This is a genomic window from Candidatus Zixiibacteriota bacterium, from assembly GCA_035380245.1.
GTDB lineage: Bacteria > Zixibacteria > MSB-5A5 > GN15 > FEB-12 > DAOSXA01.
Map to the genome: position 1 here is coordinate 648119 of DAOSXA010000002.1, position 23643 is coordinate 671761.

The 23643-nt window shown below is 52.6% G+C and carries 18 protein-coding genes and 1 riboswitch; of the genes, 2 read left to right on the forward strand and 16 right to left on the reverse strand.

Annotated elements, in window-relative coordinates:
- Nucleotide 1 precedes the first annotated feature (1 nt).
- The 4 genes from PLF13_07925 to PLF13_07940 form a co-directional block, all read right to left on the reverse strand.
- Nucleotides 2-757: a MotA/TolQ/ExbB proton channel family protein gene (locus PLF13_07925; protein HOP07202.1), complete on the reverse strand. Its 756-nt coding sequence runs from the start codon at nucleotides 755-757 to the stop codon at nucleotides 2-4.
- Between the two features lie 24 nt (nucleotides 758-781).
- Nucleotides 782-1768 (reverse strand): hypothetical protein, encoded by a 987-nt coding sequence (locus PLF13_07930; protein ID HOP07203.1) that lies wholly within the window; start codon nucleotides 1766-1768, stop codon nucleotides 782-784.
- A gap of 40 nt (nucleotides 1769-1808) precedes the next feature.
- The gene (locus PLF13_07935; GenBank protein ID HOP07204.1) at nucleotides 1809-3821 is read right to left on the reverse strand and encodes a tetratricopeptide repeat protein; all 2013 of its coding nucleotides are present in this window, start codon (nucleotides 3819-3821) and stop codon (nucleotides 1809-1811) included.
- Nucleotides 3822-4463: 642 nt separating this feature from the next.
- Nucleotides 4464-5561 (reverse strand): hypothetical protein, encoded by a 1098-nt coding sequence (locus tag PLF13_07940; GenBank protein HOP07205.1) that lies wholly within the window; start codon nucleotides 5559-5561, stop codon nucleotides 4464-4466.
- A 185-nt stretch (nucleotides 5562-5746) separates the two neighbouring features.
- Between PLF13_07940 and PLF13_07945 the strand changes: the two genes are divergently transcribed.
- Nucleotides 5747-7264, forward strand: a complete 1518-nt coding sequence (locus tag PLF13_07945) for an oligosaccharide flippase family protein (protein ID HOP07206.1) — start codon at nucleotides 5747-5749, stop codon at nucleotides 7262-7264.
- Nucleotides 7265-7315: 51 nt separating this feature from the next.
- On the opposite strand, the gene PLF13_07950 is transcribed toward PLF13_07945, so the two are convergent.
- Nucleotides 7316-9613: a thiamine pyrophosphate-dependent enzyme gene (locus PLF13_07950; GenBank protein ID HOP07207.1), complete on the reverse strand. Its 2298-nt coding sequence runs from the start codon at nucleotides 9611-9613 to the stop codon at nucleotides 7316-7318.
- A gap of 222 nt (nucleotides 9614-9835) precedes the next feature.
- Between PLF13_07950 and PLF13_07955 the strand changes: the two genes are divergently transcribed.
- Nucleotides 9836-11854, forward strand: coding sequence for a S9 family peptidase (locus PLF13_07955; protein ID HOP07208.1), 2019 nt, complete (start codon nucleotides 9836-9838; stop codon nucleotides 11852-11854).
- A gap of 76 nt (nucleotides 11855-11930) precedes the next feature.
- Here PLF13_07955 and PLF13_07960 read toward each other — a convergent pair whose 3' ends face one another.
- From PLF13_07960 to PLF13_08010, 11 genes are all read right to left on the reverse strand, one after another.
- Nucleotides 11931-12368, reverse strand: coding sequence for a hypothetical protein (locus PLF13_07960; protein HOP07209.1), 438 nt, complete (start codon nucleotides 12366-12368; stop codon nucleotides 11931-11933).
- A 328-nt stretch (nucleotides 12369-12696) separates the two neighbouring features.
- Nucleotides 12697-13911 (reverse strand): hypothetical protein, encoded by a 1215-nt coding sequence (locus tag PLF13_07965; protein ID HOP07210.1) that lies wholly within the window; start codon nucleotides 13909-13911, stop codon nucleotides 12697-12699.
- A gap of 3 nt (nucleotides 13912-13914) precedes the next feature.
- Nucleotides 13915-16197 carry a TonB-dependent receptor gene (locus PLF13_07970; GenBank protein HOP07211.1) on the reverse strand — a complete coding sequence of 761 codons (2283 nt, stop codon included), beginning with the start codon at nucleotides 16195-16197 and terminating at the stop codon, nucleotides 13915-13917.
- A gap of 65 nt (nucleotides 16198-16262) precedes the next feature.
- Nucleotides 16263-16447: riboswitch (cobalamin riboswitch) on the reverse strand.
- 533 nt (nucleotides 16448-16980) lie between these two features.
- Complete coding sequence (locus PLF13_07975; protein HOP07212.1) at nucleotides 16981-17910, reverse strand: retropepsin-like aspartic protease; 930 nt, start codon at nucleotides 17908-17910, stop codon at nucleotides 16981-16983.
- Nucleotides 17889-20252 (reverse strand): cytochrome c biogenesis protein CcsA, encoded by a 2364-nt coding sequence (gene ccsA, locus PLF13_07980; GenBank protein HOP07213.1) that lies wholly within the window; start codon nucleotides 20250-20252, stop codon nucleotides 17889-17891. The genes PLF13_07975 and ccsA overlap by 22 nt, the downstream gene beginning before the upstream one ends.
- Nucleotides 20253-20269: 17 nt before the next feature.
- Complete coding sequence (locus PLF13_07985) at nucleotides 20270-20707, reverse strand: cytochrome c maturation protein CcmE (GenBank protein HOP07214.1); 438 nt, start codon at nucleotides 20705-20707, stop codon at nucleotides 20270-20272.
- Nucleotides 20704-20820, reverse strand: coding sequence for a CcmD family protein (locus PLF13_07990; GenBank protein ID HOP07215.1), 117 nt, complete (start codon nucleotides 20818-20820; stop codon nucleotides 20704-20706). Before PLF13_07990 ends, PLF13_07985 begins: the two co-directional genes overlap by 4 nt.
- Nucleotides 20821-21474 (reverse strand): cytochrome c biogenesis protein, encoded by a 654-nt coding sequence (locus PLF13_07995; GenBank protein ID HOP07216.1) that lies wholly within the window; start codon nucleotides 21472-21474, stop codon nucleotides 20821-20823.
- A gap of 106 nt (nucleotides 21475-21580) precedes the next feature.
- Nucleotides 21581-22264: a heme exporter protein CcmB gene (locus PLF13_08000; GenBank protein HOP07217.1), complete on the reverse strand. Its 684-nt coding sequence runs from the start codon at nucleotides 22262-22264 to the stop codon at nucleotides 21581-21583.
- On the reverse strand, nucleotides 22236-22850 hold the full coding sequence (locus PLF13_08005; GenBank protein HOP07218.1) for an ABC transporter ATP-binding protein: 615 nt from the start codon (nucleotides 22848-22850) through the stop codon (nucleotides 22236-22238). Before PLF13_08005 ends, PLF13_08000 begins: the two co-directional genes overlap by 29 nt.
- A gap of 66 nt (nucleotides 22851-22916) precedes the next feature.
- A complete protein-coding gene (locus PLF13_08010) occupies nucleotides 22917-23639 on the reverse strand; it encodes a DUF1573 domain-containing protein (GenBank protein HOP07219.1) in 723 nt (240 codons plus the stop codon).
- Nucleotides 23640-23643: the final 4 nt, after the last annotated feature.

The window sequence follows — 23643 nt, forward strand, 5'->3', positions numbered from 1 at the left end:
ATTATATCCCTTCTTTTTCTTTCAAGATCTGCATCACTTCAAAAGTGGCCTCGTCGGTGGTGTAGTTGAACGCGTCCACCTTGTTGACGAAGAAGTTATAGAAGAAGATGCCGAGAATACCGGAAATAAGACCGCCGGCCGTGTTAACCAGCGCCTCGGAAATACCGGTAGCCAGCGATTGCGCATCAATAACACCACCTTCAACGTTACCGGTGGCGGCGAAGGCACGAATCATACCGATCGTCGTTCCCAGCAGACCGACCATGGTGGCGATGGAGGCGATAGTCGACAAGGCGATCAGGTTACGCTCAAGCAGCGGACCTTCGAGAGCGTTGGCTTCCTCAATCGCGTTCTGAGTAAGCTCGATGCGATGCTCGGCTTCCATCTGCTGGCCTTTCACCTCGCGATAGCGCTCAATGCCGGCCCGGAGAACGTTGGCGGTAGTACCGCGCTGCTTGTCGCAGGCAGCCAGGGCGCCGTCGAAATCGTCATTCTGGATAAGCATGACGAGCTTCTTGAAGAACACCTGTACGGAACTCTTGCCCTTGGCGACGCCGTAGAGTGAAAAATAGCGCTCGATAACGAACGAAAGCAACATGATAAGAACCATTATGAGCAACACGACCAGCGGGCCGCCCTTATAGATCGAATGCACGATCGGAACCTCGGAGGTACGGAACACTCCATACCAAAGACCGAAGCCTATGGCGAAGGCGGCAATGGCCACTACCGTTACGAAAATCGTTTGTTTAACCACAGATATTTCCTCCAGACTAGCTTATTAAATTTCAACACCTTTTAGGGCCACCAGTAAAGACATGGCAACCGACACGAACACACCCCAACTCAGGGTATCGAAATAGCTCACCGGGCCAAAGGCCTTGCCGAGACTATCGAAATACTGAGTCGGATCGAAGCCGTAATCGCCTCCAAAGAACGAGAGAATCACCGTCAGCAAAAAGAGCAGCAACGGCAACCAATTGAGGCGAAGGATCTTCTTCAATTTAAGAGCTCTTTCATCCGCCGTTCCTTTAAAGCCGTACAATCCGTACAGAGTGTAAACCGGCAGAAAAATGCTCAGGATCGTTACAATCATCAACGCTATGGCGATCACCGCCGCAGCAAAACCGGAGCCGAAAACCAGCGGTCCGACTGAGCCCAATGCGGCAAAAGAACCGATACCGGACAATCGTTCGTATTCCTTGGTTATTTTCTTCCTGGCTATATAACCATGGATGACCTCTTCGTTGGATGAGGTCGACGTGCTGGCAACACCGGGATTCTCCTCCAGGGCATCCATCGGAGGTTCACCGGTGTCCTCTTCAAGGACCTCTGCGGGAGGTTCTTCGTAGCCAATCGCTACGCCAATTTCCGAGGAGTCACCGGCAGCCGCTAAAGCCAGACTGTCTGGCTGCATAAGGCTGTCAGCCGGCGCCTCAGCCGACGCTACGTGCGATTCCTGCACCACCTCGTTATAAGCGGAATACCAGGGGATGAAGATCGATGCGAACATCACCAAACAGGCAATCGTGGCAATAATGCGATCGCTCATCGAGACACGACTCTCAAGGAGTGTGCACTCTTCGCGCAACGATTCGCCACTTTCCCGTTTGGCTTTGATGGCGTCAACCAACTTCTGTTTCTCAGCTTCAGACTTAAACAGGTCTTTCGGCTTGTGAGGAAATACCTCAAAACCGATATACCTGAATCGTTGATCTGCTGAGATTGTCTGCTTATTTGATGTGGCTTTTTTCTCTTCTTCGGCCATTCATTCTCCCAGACATTATATCAGTCAGATATGTTTATCGTTAAAACTCAAAGCTAGTGTCATCAGCGCCCTTCTTGGCGTCGGTGTTACCCGGCTCACATTTCAAAACCTTCTTGTACCAGGTATTCGCCTGCTTGAAATCATCACCGGCGCCGTCCTTCTTATCGACGGCACGAAGGTGGTATGCCTGGGCTATATAGAGTGTCAGACCGGGATCGGCACATTCACCTTCAGCCTTGGTCAGACAGTCGTATGCCTTATGGAAATAGCTCAGGGCTTTGGTGTAACTCTTAGGGCTGCAGACACCGCCGAAATAGGCATAACCGAGAGACCGAAGCGCCTCGCAGGAGTTCGGGTTAATCTGCAACCAACGCTCGTACCATTCAACGCCACGAGCGCAGTCAGACAAGTGATACAGATAAATCTGTGCGATTCTCTGGATCACAGATTCATCATCAGGCTTGATTTCAAGGTATTGCTGCAGATAATCAGCAGCTACTTCGTAGTAATTGACATTCGGATCGGGGGTATCGACATCAACCGCGTCCTCATTCCCTTCAATACCTTCGAGATCATCCAGAGCCACCGCCTCATCGGCGCCTCCCCCCATTTCCTGATTGGCAATGGACATGGCGCAATAACCGGCATTCTTGAGGACTTTATCATCCATTTCCAGATCAAGACGCTTCTGGTAATACGACAAGGCCTTCACCAGATGACGATCCTGATGAAGCGCTATCGCCAGATTATAAACAACCCGTTTCTGATTGGGATTGAGCTGAATCGATTTCTCGTAGTATTCGGATGCCTTGGTGAAATTCCGGTTGTCTTTGTCGTAATAATACGTATCCCCTAAAAGCTGGTAGTACTCATCATCCGACACCTTGGTTTGTTCAGCGCGATCGGGGTCAGCTTCAACCCACTCCTTCTGCTTACGAAGCATTTCGCGAGCTTTAGCCCAGTCTTGAATATACCAGAGCGATTTGCCGTATTGGAAATAGATGTCGCGAGGTTCATAAGGGATATCAAGAACCTTTTGATAGTACTGGCAGGCATCTTCATGACCGCTGACATTGGCATAGCCCATGGCCAATTCGAAAAACACACGCACATGCTGGCTGTCGGGCTGGGCATTCGATAATTCCAGATAGCGTTTATAAGAACCGATCGCATCGATGAAACGAGCTTTACGTTCATCTCGTGTTCTGGTCGAAAGAGCCGCCTTGAAATAAATACCACCCGCACGCATCCAGGCCGGGGCATAAGTGCTGTCTTTTTGAAGCACGACCTTGAGCTTCTCAATAGCACAAGTGTAGTCTTTCATCTCGATACAGGCTTCAGCCCAATGGAAATAAACCTCAGTAGAAGCGGTATCGATTTGCAACGCCAGATCATACTCGATGATCGCCAGGGCCGGAATACCCTGATAAAAATTAGCATCACCGAGATTTATATGATACTCCGCCCGCTCTTTCATGCCGGTCTCACGGACCGCTTCCAGAGTGGCCTGCTTCTCTTCTTCGCTTTCGAATTTCTTTGTGTTGAGATCCTTGATCGTCTTCTCTTCCTGAGCCTCAGACGATGCAATCGCCTTACGGAAATACTTGTCGGCGTCCTGATATTCACCACGAGCCAGATATACCAGACCTAGTCCGTTCTCGAACCCGGAAAGGTTATCCTTGGACTTTTTGATCCCTTCCTGCATCGTCTTTTCGGCATCGTCGAGTTCACCCAGATTGATCTGCGTCCGACCAAAATAGAGCAGGCTTTCATAGTCCTTGGAGCGCTTTTCATAGGCTGTCTCAAACTGCTCCTTAGCATTTTGCCACTGTTCGCGCTCATAGTAAATGCGACCAAGCGCAAAGTAATTGCGATGGTAACCTGGGTCGGCGGCAATGGCGCCGTTGAGCAATTCAATAGCTCGCGCCGTATCCCCCGTGTTGAGGGCATTAAGGATATTGTCGTCGTCGATAACCTGACTGTATGCCGTCGAAACGACTGCGGACAGTAAGATCAGAAATACCGGGAATAATTTCGTAAGTCTCTTTCGCAAAGCAACTTCCTCTCGAACACGTTCAAAACAACTGCTTAAAAAACATACTTTTCGGGCAATGTCAAGGGATTATTTGGGAGCCGTTTTCCCTATGAAAAAGGCTCATTTCCCGTGACTTTCTTACCCTCCAGGCGGTTCTCACAACGAGCCACGTCAGCGACATACAAACCAACATACCAGCCGGTAGGTACCAACTCCAAACCGGGGTAAAGAAAGCCAGTAAATAGGTCGCGGTTACGATCATAATCAGCGACGTGACAAAGTTGACTATTTTAGTGGCCTTCGCCATAATAACCACCTTTCACTCTTATACCGCCGTTGCGAAGAAATCTTCCGTTCGAAGGACAGGTTCATGGACACACGCCAACGGCCCGATGTATCACAATTTCAATGCCTGAAATAATGACGCATAATTAACGAGCAGTTAAGCCGTTACCGGCGAATACGTTGCGGTCCCGCTAAATAATTAGCACGTCACTGACTACGCAGAAGGCGCAGAAAATGCGTTGAAAAACACCGCGTTCGGACCGAGAATCGAACATTATCCTATGAATGACTTGATGTTACAGCGAGAGGTGAACAGCCATAGCGATATGCGAGTGATTCGTACGAATCGTACGTAACAGCCGGATTTCGGCTCTATTAGCCTACTTGTAGCCAATGGTACATCAGCTTCACACGGCGATTGCCTAAAAATTCCAGGGTAACCAGCCCCTCGTATTCCCGTGGACGTCCTTCGACATCCAACGCCGGGAAGAACTTCATTGAGGTCAATATCTCCTTTATCGTATTTCTATCCAGTTTGGGTATTCCCTTCCAATTGGTTAAGACGACAGTCCCCATACTGTCAATATGAAGCGGAAGAGTCAGGCTATATTTATGAAAAGCGGAGTGTCCCATAACCGAAAGGGTGTCGTAGGGCACTATCCGGGGAATCGGCTTAATTATGATACCGCTGGTGTCATTGAGAATCGTAAGTGCCCGACGTTCATGAAATGACATTAATGCTTCAGTACTGTCGTTGAAAGGCAACATCGGACGCCGGTTGGAGGGATAAAACGAAACTAATAGATAAGGGTGTGACTCTATTGCCCGCCCCTCGAAACGAGCCGGCTCGAATTCGGCATAAAGAACGGCGGAAGTCAACTGGCCGACAAAGGCCGGATAATCGGTCGAGACGAGAGATGCCTCCGAGCATCTCCCGGCACTGTCCAGGGCAAGTCGAAAGAGAATAAATCGTCGTGAACGGTTCGGATTATCCGGTCCCAGGTCACAGGAGTATTTGGGGAAAGACCTTATTCCCGCCGGTTCAAAACCGTTAAGGTGAAGAGTCATATTGACCAGATCCTGATCAACTGCCCGGCAAGTGCTGTCAACCGGGAACGAAAAAGAAAATTGCTCTCTTCCCTTTGAATACCGTGCGATTGCGGCCAATTTGAACGGAGCCGTCGGCGGAGGAGTAAACCGATATCCGCTTAATGATGGTCCAAGATATCGAACCCAGGCGGAGTCAGCAGACTCATCTGATTCAAGCCCTGTAACATTACCGCTGTTATCAAGGACCACGGTGAGAATTCGTGAGTTGTTGCTACGATCCCCCGGAAAAGGACCATTCGGCACCAGGTCATAGGTGTAAACCGGAGCGGGAATAATCATACCGGCATCGAACGCACAATCAGCCGACACTCCGGTTGGCTTACGGCAGGCCGACAACGCCAACATCAACACCAATAACGGCAAGGCTATCCAAAAACACGAACAGCGATTGTCAAACAAACTCGACTCCAAGGGTCTTTACGTTTACCTCTCCTTGAAACAGTCGTTGAAATCAAATCAGTTCAAGTTTGAATTATCTAGCACGATCATTTACTTTCCAGCCGTTAGAATAATGATCGGGTCGCATCAGCGACTGGATTGGAGAGGTTTTGTCGGCAATCGGGCCACAGTACATCCGTAACGTTTACAGCTCCTGGACATGTTATGCCATCCGGGTGGCGATAACTTTCCTCTTCGTCCCATACATTACCTCACAATGGGGCGATTCTCGTTATGGGTTATGGGTGATCCTGTTTCAGACAATTAATTATTTTTCCCTGCTCGACCTGGGCCTGACATCTTCGATAATCCGTTTCGTATCCAAGTATCTCAGTCAACGAGATTTCGGTCGCGTATCACGCGTTATTGCAACTTCGGGGGTGCTCTACCTGATAGTCGGCAGTTTGGCTGCCATCGGGCTCTTCATCTTCGTTGAGTTTTTCTTTCACATCTTCAAAATAGCCGATCCGAACCTGCTGGCCGAAGGGAAAACCGCCCTGCAGATATTAGCCGTGTATCTGGCTTTTAATTTTTATTTCTTACCGTACGGCGGATCGTTGGTAGCTTTCCAGCGCTACGACATGCACAATCTCATCAGTATCGGCGAGGAGATAGTTCGCGTAGGGCTGATGATCTGGTTGCTATCGGCCGGATACGGGCTGGTGGCGCTGGCGCTGGTAATTGTGGGGACGACTATCGCCCGCAATCTGATCGCGTTCTGGTGGCTTAGACGTGCCTTCCCTGAAATAAAATTCGGCTGGCGTGAGGCTGATCGCGAAACCGGGCGGATGTTGTTCGGATACAGTTGGATTTCATTTGCGATCGTTATCTGCTGGCTGGTTATTTTCAATACCGACTCGTTCCTGCTGGGCGTCCTCAGCGGCACCGCTGCGGCAGGGGTGTACCACCCCGGGGCTCAGTTGTTCCTGCACCTGCGCAATCTCATCAACGGCGCGGCCACCCCGCTGGCGCCGGCGGTTTCCCATATTGAAAGCACATCCGATCTGGATAGAGTCCGACGGCTCTATTTCCGCGGATCAGCTTACATCGCGTTCGCATCGTTCACCATCTCCACTCTGGTGATCCTTTTCGCCCAGCCGTTCGTCGATCTCTGGTTACCGGAGGCATTTGCCGAATCAGCTTCGGTTATGATTGTACTGGCTTGTGGTTCGGCGCTTTTTCTGCCGCAGATAGTCGGGAATTCCGTCCTGTTCGGAATCGAACAACATCGCTACCTCTTGTACAGTCTCATCTGTGAAGCGGCGGCTAAAATTGTCCTCGCCATCGTGCTGATTCCGCGCTCCGGTTTGCTCGGGATGGCGCTGGCAACCATCATCCCACAAATTGCCATGTACAGTACCCTCTACCCGGCGTTGCTTGCTTCTGTATTGGGAACAACCCATTGGAAAATCCTCTGGAATATCTTCCGTCCGGGCGGTATGGCCCTGGCTGCGGCAGCACCGGTCGGTATCCTGTTAACCTGGTTATGGCCTGTCGACGGCTGGCTCAGTCTCATTGCCGAAGTAGCTATAGTGGTTCTTATTGCCGCGGTGGTCGCTTATCGTTTCTTATTGGCGCCGGATGATAGAAATAAGCTGATAGACGGACTCCCGTTCATTCACCAATAGTAAAGCGCGGCCGGAGAAATCTCCCGCCGCGCTTATGGTACCGGAGCAGCTTCAGTATTTGCTGTGCAGTTCTTCGAGCGCTTCGGTGATTTTGTCAACTGACGGAAGACAGATCGCATCACCGTCGAGACCGTAAGCTACCCGTGAATCGAGGGCGGTGACCAGCTTGACGGGTGCTTCTAGAGTAAATATCCCTTCACCGCGAGTAATGAGCGAGGCAATCGTCGGCCCGACTCCGCCCCAGAATCGATCTTCGGTTACGACCAAAACTTTCCCGCAGTCGCGAGCGGTCTTGAGAACCGCCTCCTCATCCATCGGACGAACTGTTCGGAGATCCACGATACGAACATTGACTCCCTTGTCGGCCATTATTTCCGCCGCCTTGCGGCACATCGGCACCGTAGCGCCGAAAGTAATGACACCGATGTCAGAGGCCTCCTCGTTGTAAGTACGAGCCACACCGAAGGGAATGAGTTCATCGATATCAGGCACCGGCGTTTCAAGCGGGACACCTTCCCAGTCGCGACGGTTGTACAGCGCCACCGACTCACAGAACAGAACCGGATCATCGGTTGCCCAGGCAGTCTTAAGCAAACCGGCGGCATCGTAGGAATTGCTGGGAACGGCGATCAACAAACCGGGGATGTTCATCCAGGTCCCGAGATTGCCTTCAGAATGCCAGAACGACCCGGCACCCTGCTTATAACCGCCGTAAGTGGTGCGGATGACCATCGGCATTCGCCATTGACGGTTGGAGCGCTGGTAGGCGGTGGCAATGCGGTCTTTGAGGATCTGATAGCCGGGCGACATATAGTCAAGGAACTGAATCTCGGGTATCGGTCGACGCCCCTGATAAGCATGTCCCACGGCTCGCCCCAGGATACCGGCTTCGTCCAGCGGCGTGTTGAAACAGCGATCATTGCCGAATTCACGCTGGAGGTTCTTGGAAACAAGGAACACGCCGCCCTTCCCTTTCATACCTTTCTGCTTGGCCAGGTCATGAGCCATTGCTCCGGAGAAATCAGCCACGTCCTCACCGAACATGATGACATCATCGGTCAGCATGAACAAATCGAACAACGTCCTGTTGATTGCGAAACGCATCGTCATCGGACCGGCTTTTTCGGGCAGATCGGGGATCGGATAATATCCCTTTTCGGCGAACTGCTTGAATCTGGCCTCACGGTTTACCTTAGAGGCTTTGCGGTATTTCTCCCAGGTTTGTTTTGCCTCTTCGAAACTGTAGCTATTGACTGCAGCCTTGACCTGTTCGATGGTTTTGGGTTGAAATTCAGCGACCGCTTTTGCCGACATCTCAGTGGTTTCTTTGTCGATTCCTTCCCACATGTCGACTATTTCCCGACCGGTCATTATACCTTCGGCCAGGAAGTCATCGACCGTCTTGAGAATGCAGTCGTTCTTGGTGTGCCATTCAACCTCCAGCGGGTCCATATAGAAAGACTGGTCGTCGGAACCGGAATGAGAGCCTTCCCGGGTAACGCGGACATTCATCAGGACCGGCCCTTTACCACTCCGGGCATATTCGATAGCCTCCTCAGCTATCGATAGAGAGTTTTTGACATCGGTACCGTCCATCTGGAAGATCTTGAGACCGAAACGCTGAAATCCCTCGAACGGAGTGGTCGGATCCCCCTCGGGAAATTGCTCCTCGACCGAGACCGATATGGCCCAGCCACAGTTGTAGATAGCGAACACGATCGGAGCTTTATCGAATACGGCGTAGAACACAGCCCGCGCGAATTCCGGCGAAGAGGTCGAGCCCTCACCGATCCCGCACCAGGTCACGCCGTCCTTCGGATAAGCCCCACCGGGATAAATCGATTGTCGGGATACTTTAGACGGGTGAATCATGGCGCCGGCCAGATGGGCCGCTTCCATGGCGTGCGAACCGGTAGGCGAAGCCTGCGGTAAGATCGACAGTTCCGGATAAGCCGAGTGAGCCGGAATCATCATGCCGCCGGTCGATTCGGCCCGGGGATCACCGATTGCTTCGAGCATTTTTTGTCGGATGCTCACCCCGCGATGCATATCGAAGGCTTTGTTGCGGTAGTATCCGACCTGCGGATCGGTCAGTTTGAGATTGTCGGCAAAGGCAACATCGGCCAGTTCCTTGCCCCCGCAGCCGATAAAGAAACGGTTGTAGCCCTTACGCAGGAGAAGTTTCTCCTCCATTTCGATCCGGCGGGCGGTCAACATCGAACGCATCATATTAGCAAGCTGGGCCGGAGTTTTCCCGGAGTATTCCTTGAGAGGTTTATTCCGAGCCGGACGCCTGGCAGCTTTCTTCTTATAGTTTCTCGCTCTTTCAATAATCGCGATTATATCCACTGGGATTGCTCCTCCTTGGGCAGCCTGACAATTACACTTACTATCGTGGATATGTAACACTGCCGTTTCGATTTTGCTCCCGAAAAGATACGATTTTTTAGCCGGATGATAAGTTTGATCGATTCTGCGGCATAAAATGCCATCATGGACATACATAGTCCTTGTGCCGACTGTCGGAGACTGCTAATTTGCCACGATAAGTTGAACCGAGAGGACCGGAAAATGAAAAAAGCAAAGAATAGCTCGAATAAGAAAAGTCCGTTGCGGGCGGATGATCTCTACCGGCTGCGTATCCCTATGGGGGTCGCCATGTCACCCGGTGAAGATAAAGTTGCCTATGTCATAGAACGGATGGACGAGAAGGAGTTAAAGTACTTCTCCAATATCCACCTGATCGACCTCAAGACCGGTGAGAACCGCCAGTTCACCTACGGGAATCACAACGACGGCCAGCCGGTGTTCTCACCCGATGGCTCGATGCTGGCGTTCGTATCGACCCGGAACAAAAAAACCGGCCTGTACCTCATGCCGGTTGCCGGAGGAGCGGAAAGGCGCCTGATCGACCTTGAGGCTGCTATCAGTTCATTACAATGGACACCGGACGGGACCGGGCTGTTGTTCTGTCTGCGCTATAACGATTCGCACTTTATCAAGGACGAGGACAAAAAGAACAAACCACCGGTTTACCGTCACATTACCCGGTTGTTCTATCGACTCGACGGTTCCGGATTCGAATCTCAGGATACCTGGCAGGTATACACTCTCGATCTGGAAACTGCCGGACTGCGTCAGATTACCAAAGGCTCTCGTCACAACGTAAACGCCACCATCTCCCCCGATGGCCGCTGGGTGGCTTATATCTCGAACCGTTCCAAAGACCCCGATCTCGACGAGGGACGCTGGGACATGTTCGCCGTTCCGTTCAAAGGCGGCAAAGAGCGCAAGATCGTCACACCGGCGGGACCGATCATGAGCCCTCAATTCTCTCCGGACGGCAAGACTATCGCCTATCTCGGCCACGACAATCCCGATGACGCCTGGGGAATAACCAACGTTCACATCTGGGTGGTCGGATTCAACGGCGCTCCCAAAGCACGCGACCTGATGCCCAAGTTCGACCGTATGGCTATCGACCAGACCATCAACGATATGGGCGAATCGGGAAACAGCTCACCGATCTTGTGGTCGCACGACGGCAAGCGTATTTACTTCGCTTCAGCGGATATGGGAGTAACCAACCTGTACTACATTCCACGCGCCGGAGGAACTCCGACTCGCATCTTCCGGGGAAATTGCCATATCAAGGATTTTTCACTCGCCGGCAAGACCAACCGCGTGGCTATGGTATATTCCGACCTGGTTACACCGGGAGAAATCATGACCGCACCGGCCGTTTATAACGGCGAAAAGAAAGCGAAAAAACACACTGACCTGAATGCGTTTCTCCGCAATGAGCGCAAACTCAGCCGGACTCGCGAGGTCTCGATCAAATCGTTCGATGGAACCAAAGTTCAAGGCTGGCTCGTTTATCCACCGGATTTCAAAAGCACGAAGAAATACCCGGCGGTACTGGAGATTCACGGTGGTCCGAGAGTCCAATACGGCTTTACCTTCATGCACGAGATGCTCTGGCTGGCCGCCCAGGGCTACGTAGTGCTGTACACTAACCCACGCGGCGGCTCCGGTCGCGGTGAGACCTGGGCGGATTCAATCTATGCCGACTGGGGCGGATTGGATTACAAGGACTGCGAGGCCGTGACCGATTGGCTGGCTTCGCAAAAATTCGTAAATCCGAATAAAATGGGAGTTACCGGAGGTTCCTACGGCGGCTACATGACTAACTGGATAGTCGGTCACACCAACCGGTTCGCTGCCGCCATAACCCAGCGTTCCGTGGTCAATCTGACCTCAATAACCGGTTCCTCCGATATCGGTTTTGCCTTCTCGCGCGAATTCGACGGTTTCCCCTGGGAGAAACCGGACATATACGAGCGCTGCTCACCGATTACTTATTTCAAAAACGTCCGCACTCCGGTACTGATAATTCACAGCGAACAGGACCTGCGCTGCCCGATCGAACAGGGCGAACAAATGTTCGTGATGCTCAAGGTACTCGGGAGAAAAGTCGAGATGGTCCGCTTCCCCGAAGAACCGCACGGTCTTTCCCGGCATGGGCGTCCCGACCGAAGAATCGCTCGACTCGAGTGGTTCAAGAAGTGGTTTGATCGATACCTGAAATAGGTCGACTATTCTCCTAAATAAAAGAAAAGCAGTCCTGTCAAATAACGGGACTGCTTTTTTGCTTTTCCTGTCTTTGCTAGAATGGCGACTGGATATTGCCGTTGCCGCTTACCGTACGAACGATAAAACCTTTATCGCGAAGAAACTGCTCACCTTCTTCTCTGGTGCGAAAAGTCTTGGATACGCCCTTGACGCCTCCCTTGGAGATTATCTGGGTAAGCTGTTTGAAAGTAGACGGATTACGAATGATATTCACCGACCAGATCATTTTATGCTTACGACACCAGGCAAGGTGACGACCGATAATATCGATTATTTCCGGATATCCAGCCTTCCAGTTAGTCAGGTCGATCAATTGAGCCCAGGATTCTCCGGTTAGTTCGGCAACTTCACTCTCAAAATCGCGCACGAAGGCTCGTGCGATATCCAGTTTCCATATTCCGAAGATCTTCTCATAAACGACATGGTTTTCCACGTCCGTATCTATGCTATATTCAAGGTGCCAGCCCGCCATTTGTACTCCGACTAATTTTATTATTCAGGTCCCGCGTAGAGGTAACGTGGGCAGGTGTCCACAGGACATCGTCCAATATATATACGTTCTTCTAATCGTCAACCAAAAAATGTGCCATTTTTCACAAGCGACATCATCCACCTGTCGCCGTAACGCCCTACAATCCACCACCTTACGAAATATGTATCAATTGCGCCCCCACTGGTCGTTTACCTATTCTTTATACAAAATAAAGGTCGGGGCGGTCCATGCAAAATAATCACTGATCCGTCCCGACCAAATTTCGAATAAAAAACCAGGTTCTATTTGGCGCAGATATTGCCCCGGTCTATTCCTTCCAGGTAGCGCCCACACGTGGAGCCGGGCCATGCTGGAACATATAACCGACCAGATAAACCAGATCGGAAATATCCACCCCTCCCATTCCGTTAACATTCATGCGCCAACGAGGCCAGGGCGGTAACTGTCCCTGTTGAAACATGTAGGTGACCATCATAACCAGATCGGTAATGTCAACCGTGTAACTGCCGTTGATGTCGCCGGGCAAATAATTAACGGCCAGATACACCGGACCATCACCGACGGCGTACCGCGCTAACTCCGTCCCGGAAGAATCGATTGAGGTCACATAGTCCCGAAAAGTCCCCACAAAACAAGTCGTATCCTGATAGGGGATGACCATCATACAGCCGGAATCGACCGGCAACGGATTGCTGCTGCCGTGATAGACCTCACCGGTCGCAGCGTTGTAGGTCATCACCTCCCCTTCATCGACCCATCCCCCCGCCGCGATGTATCCCATATTATCGGGAGTCACGGCAACCATACCGGGATAGCCGCCAAGGTCGATGGAATCGACCACCGATTCATTACTCGGATCAACCACATAAACCTTGCCGAATACCGACCAGTAGTCACCGGTACAAACGACATGCAATCGTCCCAGTCCGTCCGTGGCGGTGTACTGCGGATTGGTCCCGACTTCGATCCGGTTCAGAAGTGAATCTCCGGACGGATCAACCACCGCCAGAATCCCCTGATCGTATTCCCAGGTGCTCTGATTGAAACCGCTCACCGCGACAAACACCTTCCCGGCCTTGATCTCAACTCCTTCAGGTGATTCCCCCACCGGGATAGAGGCCACAACAGCTCCGCTCATCACGTTTACGTGATAAAGATTACCGCTGACAAAACCGGTCACGAAGAGCATGGAGTCATCGTAGAACGCCATCCAGTACGGGCTGCAACCGGACGGAAAGTCGATATAGCCGACCGTACTCTCGGAGTTAAGGTCAATTAGCTGGATTTCATCAGTGCCGCTGTTGAGGACATAGGCCAAGGTATCACGAACGATGATCTGGTTCGGCTGACTCAGCAACGAGGAACCGAGGGTAAGCAGATTAGCGGTTATCTGACCCGTTGCCAGGTTGATTTTCGACAGTGTTTCACCGGCAGTATTCACCACATAGGCAATCGGCTCACGGGCCTGAATCAAGCCGGCCGTGAGCAGAAGCGATATCAGACATATATACAACTTACGCATGGTTTATCTCTCATTTCCGAATAGGTAGGACAGTTTTATTTCGATATTCCCCTGCCGAGCCGGCATGGGATGGTTGGCAATAAGAACGTAATCTTCATCGAACAGATTCTGGATTCGCAGGTTGAGCGATCCGCTCACATGAGGCAACAGGTTATGATTAACGCCGGCGGCGAAGTCATGCACGGTATAGCCGTCGTACCATTTCTCATTGCCGGTGAGGGCATAGCGACGGGCTACCCTGCGCACGTCATAACGCAGATAATACCGTTCACGGTCGAGTTGCGCCGAAAGGGTGGTAACGAATCGCGGTGTGAAAGTGAGATCGCGATCATAACTGTTATGCCCCTCCACCTTGTTGAGCGGATGCGCCACGGTGTTGGCGAATCTGAATTTAAGATCACCGTGGAGAAGCTCCAGCGAGACAAAATCCTCGTGCCCGGTAATCAGCGCCGAACCGAGATTGACCGGCGACCAGACCGCCTGCGAACCCTCGACCCAGACCACTAAGTCGGTCAGTTCATTGCGATAGAAGGTGGAGCCGAATCGAAGCATAACCTTCGAGATTGACCAGGCCATTTCAGCGCCGAGATCATAGGACTCACTTCGTTCCGGCCGTAAATCAGGATTGCCGGAAGACCGGACATCGCCGAACCAGAAGAGCGAAGTCAGACCGGGCAAACGGAACGACTTCCCGGCGTTAGCACGTAGCGTCACCGCGAACTTCTCGCCGCCGGTCAGACTCATTCCGAGAGCCGGGGAGTTTTCTTCGAAACTGACGCCATGTCGTCCCGCCGCCAGCGGGGTATCCTCGGTCTCGATCTCGGGCCAACTGCGGCTGTAATCATGACGCAGACTTAAGTTGAGATCGACTGTCCGGAGCCACAACGCTCTCGGCAAATCATACCTGAAATCCAACTGGCTGTAGGCAGCCCAGGTCGAGCGATAGGAAAAGCCCGTTGAGCGTTTCGGTCGCAATAAATCTTCATGCTGAAATTTATCATAGCTGCGTTCGAGGCCAATCGCTACACGCGAGCGTCTCCAAAACGTTCGGGAGCCCTCGGCCATGAGGTTAACATTGCGACAATGATAACGAGTACGATATTGCGACAACGGCGCAGAAAGCGTATCGAGATAGAGTTGCCGTTGCCAGGAATATCCGGCCCTGTTGATAAGGCTCCATGAGCCGAACTCGCTGGAGCCTTCAAGATTGAACAATGTCCGACGGTCTTCGCGCTCGGCCCATTGATTCTGCTCATCGGCTCGGCCCGGCAGTCCCGCCTCGGCTTCATATTGATGCAGGGTGGCTCGCCAGATCGAACGACGCGACAAATCATATCGCCCGCCGATGAAGGTAGCAGTCTGGCTATTACGGTTGTTGATGCGACGCCCGGTAACCTCGACACCCTCCGGCTCCACCGTAATCCGAAACGGGAAATCATCATCGGTCGATCCGCCCCGATGAATCACTCGTATCTCTCCCCCGCCGATCGGCAACGGCGTTTCAGCTTCAACTGTTCCGAAACGTTGGTCCCAGTTTCCCCGACCGAAGGTTGCCCCGGCACGGGCAGCCGAGGCCCGACCGGATCGATGGGTAATGATGTTGATCACCCCGGACATGGCATCGGAACCGTATCGAGCCGAAGCCCCGCCTCGGACAACTTCGATTCGTTCGATTGCCTCGACCGGAACGGCAGCCGAGACATCACCGGTCCCGACCGAATTGAGCCGCTGGCCGTCCAGCAGGATAAGCACCTGGTCGGGATCACAACCTCTGATACGGACACGCAGATCCTCGCCGGGATTACGCCCGGATTCAACGAACAGACCGTCGATTTGCTGAAGCAGACCGGCCAGCGTTTGATCCGGCGTTTGTCGGATCTCTTCCTTCGTCAATACGGCCAGCGTGCCGACCCGGGGTTGTTCGCGCTCGGCCGTTATTTTTTGTCCCGTCAGCGCGACGGGTTGCGGGTTCAAACACAAACGCACCGTAGTGGTGATATCCTCAGATACGACCACCACTTGTTCCGGAATGGTTTCGTATCCCAGGCGAACCACTCTGATGCGGTATTCACCGGGAGGAATGTTCTCCAGCGCGAACCGACCGAACTGGTCCGTGACCGCCTCAAAGCCGGTCCCCACGAGGGAGACATCGGCCGATGCGATCGGACCGCCGGTGGTGGTGTCGAGAATTTCCCCGGTTAAACTTTGATTTGACTGACCGTTCCCGCGCCCGGCCGTCAGGAGCCACAGCAGAAGTATGGCCCAAATAGAAGCGACGCCTCTCACGGCACTCCTTTTCGGTTGCCTTCGGCGTCGGAGCCATAACCGGTCAGCCCGCGCTGACGGCAACGGAATGAGTATTTGGCTGCGGCAGGTTTCCTGGCTCGAGCTTCGGACCCGACCGGGCGCCTTCCCGGATTGCTCCAGTGGCAGAATGCCCGATCAGTAGCTCTTACAGTAGCGGGGCTGCGACGGACTTGCACCGTCTTCCCTTTTAACCGTCCCCTTGGACGGCACCGCAACATTTGTGAGATTACAATACGACGAGCGCGGCCTCTCTGTCAACAGCAATCTGCGTGACCGAGAGCGCGGCGGAATCTCGAGTAGGTCGAATCTCCTGTCCACCGATGGCGGATCGCGAAGCGAAGTTTCGACAGGGCTTCGCCTTCGTTCCGCCCAAGCCCAGGGCAAGCCCTGGGGCACCGCGACGGAACGAGGTTCTTATTCGTAGTTACTATGGAATACGATGAGTTGTGGTAATATAAGGAAGAGGTTACCTTTGTTCGAATTTGCGCGGACGGATACCTTGTGGGCGGCAGACGTCTCGTCTGTCCCTGCAGCAGCACGTCCCGAAGAACGTCTTTCCCGCGAAAGCGGGGATCCATCTTCATCTTTTCGGTGCCCCACCCATCGGGCGGGATCGCGAAGCGAAGTTTCGACAGCCAACAGCTTTCCGTAGGCCGGGGATCCCTGCGATCCCGGCCATATGACACAGTCATCATGGCGGATTCGAAGATGGATCCGCCCGGGGACGGTCGACCGCGGAATCAATTCGCCTGTAAACGCAAATCAGCGCGGATGGAGATAAATTTTCTTACGGGTGTAATCGATCGTAATCTTGAAACCTTGAAGAAACGTCCCCCCAAGCAGTCCCTCGATATCTACCCCGCGAACGGCATCCTTAATGCGACTCATATCGGTGACAACGCACGGAACGTTGTAGCTGGCCAGTTTCCCGCTCAATTCGACCTTGTCGATAACCATTCGGTCGCCGACTTCGGCGTCCAGTCCCAGGTCATCGGCCAAATCGGGTGAGAGTGAAGTCTGCGAGGCGCAATAATCGAGAACCATGGGAACTTCGATATCGTCGTTAAACACCACGTCGACCACGATCATGTGCCGTTCCTGCCGGAAAGGGATAAAGCTCTTCCGCACGGCCTGGATATCATCCGGCTCACCGGTACGCAACTGCATAAGGCGATTGGGGAAATCGACTGTTACGTAGAAACGTTTCAACACCTCGTAGCCAATAAGCCCGTCGGGATGGTCCGTCACCTCGTCCGAGACCAGGGCGCTCAGATCGATCACAGTGGCGTCGAGATTGTAAAGTGTCTCATTTCCTATCCTCAGCGAGCGGATATCAAGCGCTTTGGCCTCAGAGGTCCCGTGAACACCGACAATCGGGCGTTGCGGCGGACCGGATTTGGGATGAAGATCGTTGTCTTCGACGAATTCGCTATTGACATAAAGCCGGTCGGCGCCGGTGTCGATTCCGAACAGACCCGAGGCACGGCCGTCGACCAGAACGTTCACCTCGACTAGACCTCGTGACGGATCAAACGGCACCTCTACGGCCCGGGCGCTCGCAACGATACAAACGGTCATTATGAGAGCGATAATACCGGAAATTTGAGTCGGTTTATTCATACCATGAGTATCGACCGGCCGGAAACGATATCTTAGCCGGTCGAGAAGAATCATCGGTTCGTTGTCGTGCAACTATTTGCTTCGGCCTCTTCCTTGCGGCGCAGAAACGAGATAAACACGCCGCCCAGCAGAAATATCGCACCGAGCCAAACCAGGTCGATGAGCATCTTGCGCGAGATATCGAGCACCAACATCTCCGGTCGTCCGCCTTTGGTCAGTCCCGGGATATTTATTACCACCGCTCGTTCGTCGGCCAGAATACCCTCGATCGAGACCTCGTGAGCGCCGTTGTCAAAAGATGCCGGACGGCTTTCCTGATGCTGACCACCCGGCCCGGAGACCATAGCTACGATCGGAACAACCGTATCGACAACATCATCCGTCTCGATAATCAATCTGGCGCCGACCTGCATATCTCCCGACATACCGTGATCGCCCATGTCGAAGTTATCGAACGTGATCTTGTAATCACCGACTTCTTGCTGTTCACCCTTGGCCAGCTTGAGTCCGCCATAGCCTTCGTTCATCTGGATTTCTTCGGGTGAATAATATAAGTCGTAGAGCCCTGTTTTCTGTATCGTCGGACGACGCATGATGCCGTTCATGCGCGGGGAATAGTAAAGCTGAGGGTGGATTTCATCGACATCACCATCGTCGTGAACGGATAACAACAGGCGGTTTTGGGGATACGTGAAACCGTGCTCCATACCGTCGTATTCGATCTCCATTCCGAACGCCGTACGTGATTCACCTTTGGGAATAACTACCTTTTCCGACACCACGAACGCCGATGAAGCCAGCACGCCGAGGATCAACAGACCAAAACCGAAATGGCTCAGATGAGCACCGACGAACCTCCAGCGATTCGGGAAAAAACCGGCCAGATACGTTGCGTTCGAAATTATCGCCATCGCGCCGGTGGCGAAAAAGAGCAGGTAGGTATAGTTGGCGACTCCCAATAAACGGACCACAACCGCCACAACGACAAAACCGATAAATGACGGCAGGAGTTTTTGGGACAAACCCGGCTTGGCCGTGTACATACCGAAGGTGGTAACCACGATAGCGAACAGGAATCCGAAAGTCGAGTCGGCAACCCCCAGGAACATCGGCAGAAAGCCGATGGCGAGACTCCCAATCGCCAGAATCAGGAAACGTCCGATCCATTTGGCGGGACGGAATTCGGTAAAGGAAGTGAACGGTACAACGGCCAGCAACAACGCGTAAAGCACCGCAAATGGCAGGGCGAAGCTGTTGTACGTGGCAAGGTCGGCGGCACGGGGCTCCACGCCGATAAGCTGGGTCGTGAGCGGCAGCGACATCCAGAACATGACGATCATTGAAAAGATAAATAATAATCCGGTAGCGGCAATCAGGCTGAATTCACGACCGTAGAAATTGAAGCTCATCGGGACATGACCCAAAGCCTTAATCCTCGTAATGAACAACACCAGCGTCATGAGCGTGAAGAACGCCAGGAAAGCGACCAGGAAACCGGTCGTACCCAGATCGACGAAACTATGAACCGAAAAATCAGCCAGCACACCGCTTCGCGTCAGGAAGGTTCCGTAGACAACTTCCAAAAACAGCAGGGAGGTCATTAACATATTGATCTTGCGAAGTGCCCCCGTGCGGCGTTCGATAATCATACCGTGCAACAGTGCCAGCGAAGTGAACCAGGGTACGAACGAAGAGTTTTCAACCGGGTCCCAGGCCCAATAGCCGCCCCAGCCGAGTGTCTTGTACGCCCAGTAACCGCCCATAATGTTCCCCGCTCCGAGCGCCAGGGCGGTGATTCCCACCCACGGCAAGGCGGTTTTCATCCAGCGGGAATAGTCGTTGCGAATCAGGGCCGCCATCGCAATTGCGAACGGTACGGCCGCTATTGAATAACCGGAGAACATGGTCGGCGGATGAATCACCATCCAGGGATCCTGCAGTAACTCGTTTAGCCCGGCACCGTCGGGGGGGAGAAAATCCATCAGGGCGAACGGCGAGAGCCGCATCAGAATGAAGATGAAGAAGGCGTTCACCGAGGCCATCACCGCCATGGCATAATGTCGATATTGATGACCGAACTTCAGAATCAGAAAACCGAACAGGGAGTTGAAAAACAGCCAGAGCAGGTAGGTTCCTTCTTGCCCGCCCCAGAACGAAGATATCAAATAACCCAACGGCAGGGAGCTGTCGGAGTATTCGAAAACGTATTTGAAAGCGAAATTGTGGCTGAAAAAGAGATAGAACAGAAGCGCTACCGAGGCCGCCACCGATCCGACGAAAATACCATAAGCCAGCCGAGCGAGACTCTCCCATTGGTCGCGTCCCCGCGCCACGAGGAAATAAGCCACACCGGCCAGTAGATTAAAGGCGAACGCCAGAATAATGAGCAGTTCGCCCGTTACATGCAATGCCATATATTTTCAGCCCCCGATTATACTCCGGCGGTGCCCACCGCCTCTTCGTGCTTGCGCATATCCTGGAACTCGTCCCCTTGTTCCCCCTGGTACTTCGACGGACATTTCACCAGCATCTGGTCGGCCACGAAGACTCCGTTTTCGGCCTTACCCTTGACCACCACCGAAGTCGCTTGATCGAAATTACCCGGCACCACGCCGTAGTACGTTACCGGCAGCCTCGGTGCGTTGATCGTGTCCGCCGCATCGACGTCGTAGATCGCAAACTCGAGTCGGCGTTCGTCGACGTTATACTTCACCCTGTTGAAATCTATTTTACCGAGACACTGAACCTGACGAGAAGATTGCCGCGCTTCCTCGATGGGAACATACTGAATGGTCGTCTTGAGAAACGCCGTCGTTCCCCAGATTACGAACACGACGATAATCGCTCCGCCGATGATGTATCTCATCATGACTTAACTTTCTTCTCCAGCTTTCGAACTTTGTTGTCCAGTTTCATCACGAAATAGAAGATTCCGATCCAGACTATCAGTGCAACCACCAAAGCGATATAATTGCCGTCCATTTATAACTCCTCCACGACGGATCGTTCCAATCTTCGGATACGTCCGGCAAGATTGAACAACCAGAAGTATAGTACGGTAAAAACAGTCAGAGACGTAAAGAAAATCACTCTCACGACCGGCCCCATCGTGAACTCCAAATTTTTATCAATGATCGAATCCGAGGGATGCAACGAGTTCAACACCCTCGGCAGTACGAACACCAGAAACGGCACCGTCAGAAAAGCGAAAACCGCATAAACCGCCGACAGCGTCGCTCGTCGGTTCTCATCGGCAATCGCTCCCCGCAGGGCGAAATAAGCGCCGTATATCAGCAGCAACAGAAAGATGCTGGTCTCGCGCGGATCCCAGTTCCAGAATGATCCCCAGGTCACCCTGGCGAAAATCGAGCCGGTAACGGTAGCCAGAAAACAGAACAGCAGACCTAAACCGGCGGCGTTGACGGCGCGATCATCCATCTCCGGACTGCGTTTTATCAAATACAGGATGGAATAAACCATCGCCATGGCAAAAGCCAGAACGGAAATCCAGGCCTGCGGAATATGATAATAAAAGATGCGGCTGGCGGGACCGATCTGCTGCTGTGGTATTTCCGTCACGAAACTGGCCACGATCATCGCGGACATGACCAGAAACAGAAGCACTTTCCACCACATATATCAGGACCGGCCTTTCATCTATCTATCTTTGACGGTTTTCTTACAACCATCTTATCGTTTAATAAAATAGTCCGTTTTTGTTCCGATCGAGATCCGTTCGCGGTCAATCACGCCAGACAAATTTGAACAGTAAAAACGATCCGACCGACATAATCACGGCGTATGCTATTAAGAACTGTATTTCGGTCAAAATGTTTCCCAAACCTGAACCAATAAGCACTTTCTGGCTGGCTTTGACCAACACCAGCAGAAGCGGCATCAGAACCGGAAAAGATAACACCGCAAACAAAGCCCCCCGAGAGGATGCTCGGGCTATAATCGCCGCGACCAGGGTAGTTGCACCGGAAAGGCCAATCAGCCCCAGCACGATCAGTACCGTGAACTCGCCGATATTATCCGACGGCGTATCGGTAAAAGCGAAAAAGATCGGCGTTACCACGATTGTCATCAGCGTAAGTAAGAGTACGTTGAACATCAGTTTACCAAGAAAAACCGGGTCGGGGTCTCCTTTCAGACGCAACAGCAGCGCCGTCCCGGCTTCCTCCTCACGGATGAAAACATGTGCCAGACCGGACATGGCTGAGAAAAACAGCACGATCCAGTAGAGCGCTCCCAACACCGACGGTTTAAGTCCGCTCTGGCCAAGTGCAAAGGAGACGACCGTCAGAGTCGTTATGCCGAACATGAGGATAGCGTTGAGGGCATAACGATTTCGCAGTTCCAGGCGGATATCCTTAGCCAGTACGGCCAGGGCCCGGCTAACCAAGTTGGCACGTCTGCTCGGCAAGACGATACTCCTCGGTTTCGTTGGTGGCAATGACCATTATGGTGCGAGATCGATATTCCTCGACGAGATCGAAAACGATTTTCCGACCGGCGTCATCGAGATTGGCGGTGGGTTCATCGAGAAACAGAAAGTCGGGTTGACCGGCTAAAGCCACGGCATATTTGAGCCTTTGCTTCATCCCGGAGGAATAAGCTCGCACCTCGTCTCCCCCACGGCCTTCAAGTCCCACTCGTTCGAGAATCGCGTCGATATCCTTGCCTGTCACCGATCGGGCCGAAAGCGCCGTAAAGAACTTGATGTTCTCTTCCCCGGTTAGTTGATCGTAAAGCTGGACATAGGGAGCCACGAAACCGACCCGTTCACCGAATTCCGAGATTTCGATAGAACGTTCCTCCTCCAAACGCCGGACCACTCCCTTGACAGGTCGCAACAGACCTAACAAGCATTGCAGCAGTGTGGATTTACCCGCGCCATTGGGACCAATGACAGCCAGGGACTGACCGGTAGTGAGATCCAGCGAAACATCCCGAAATACCGTTCGGCCCTCGAACCGATGGGATAGATTTTCGGCTATGAGCTTGAACACAAAGGAAATAAGTCTCGCGGACCGTTCAAATCAAGTCTTTTGATAGGGAGCCCTTAACGATGCTGTCTATTGGTCGCGGTCTTTGACTCGGAGCATCCGTTTGATGGGTAAAGTGTATCGGGTATGAGCGGAGTCGTTTATCCGAAAGGTAAGTGAGTAGTCCCATTCGGAATCGAGATAATCATCGGTAACCCGGATTTTAACCTGGGCTGAGTCTCTTGCCCCCACTTGCTCGGGCATTTTGACCTCGAATACATGATCGGCATGATCAACCAGCGTGAGCTTGTACGGGCGGCTGTCGTGGTTATGGATCCAGGCCGAAGCAACCCGTCGTTCTTCCGGGGTGAATTGGGATACATCGAGACGATAGGGATCGAGTGTCAACGGGAAATCCTGGTCGGGAGCAGTAATAAGATTCGCTTCGATTTTTAAATACACTTTTTCATCACTGACGTTGGTTTTCATGAAAGGCGTTTTATCGACCTTCCCCATGTAGGAACGCGTCGAGAAAAACAAGTCGAGATACGTGCTCTCTCCCGGACCGAGAACCGAGTCAGCCAACGGCGCCTGGGTGCAGCCACAACCGGGATCGATGCTGGTAATCACGAGCGTGTCATCGCCGGTAGATCGGATAGGGAAACGATGCCAGACTGTGGCATGCTGACCGGTATGTCCGAAATCAAACTCCGTTTGAGGAACCGATATAGCCGGTCCGGCTAAAACCAAATCGGTCGCACCACAAACCACAACTAGCACCGCTAAAACCGCGACCAAACTTCTCCACGACATTATC

Coding starts and splice junctions, on each gene's coding strand:
- ccsA (HOP07213.1), bottom strand. CDS start 20,252: ATGGCATTGCATGTAACGGGCGAACTGCTCATTATTCTGGCGTTCGCC.
- PLF13_07985 (HOP07214.1), bottom strand. CDS start 20,707: ATGATGAGATACATCATCGGCGGAGCGATTATCGTCGTGTTCGTAATC.
- PLF13_08010 (HOP07219.1), bottom strand. CDS start 23,639: ATGTCGTGGAGAAGTTTGGTCGCGGTTTTAGCGGTGCTAGTTGTGGTT.
- PLF13_07955 (HOP07208.1), top strand. CDS start 9,836: ATGAAAAAAGCAAAGAATAGCTCGAATAAGAAAAGTCCGTTGCGGGCG.
- PLF13_07965 (HOP07210.1), bottom strand. CDS start 13,911: ATGCGTAAGTTGTATATATGTCTGATATCGCTTCTGCTCACGGCCGGC.
- PLF13_07990 (HOP07215.1), bottom strand. CDS start 20,820: ATGGACGGCAATTATATCGCTTTGGTGGTTGCACTGATAGTCTGGATC.
- PLF13_07960 (HOP07209.1), bottom strand. CDS start 12,368: ATGGCGGGCTGGCACCTTGAATATAGCATAGATACGGACGTGGAAAAC.
- PLF13_07930 (HOP07203.1), bottom strand. CDS start 1,768: ATGGCCGAAGAAGAGAAAAAAGCCACATCAAATAAGCAGACAATCTCA.
- PLF13_07995 (HOP07216.1), bottom strand. CDS start 21,474: ATGTGGTGGAAAGTGCTTCTGTTTCTGGTCATGTCCGCGATGATCGTG.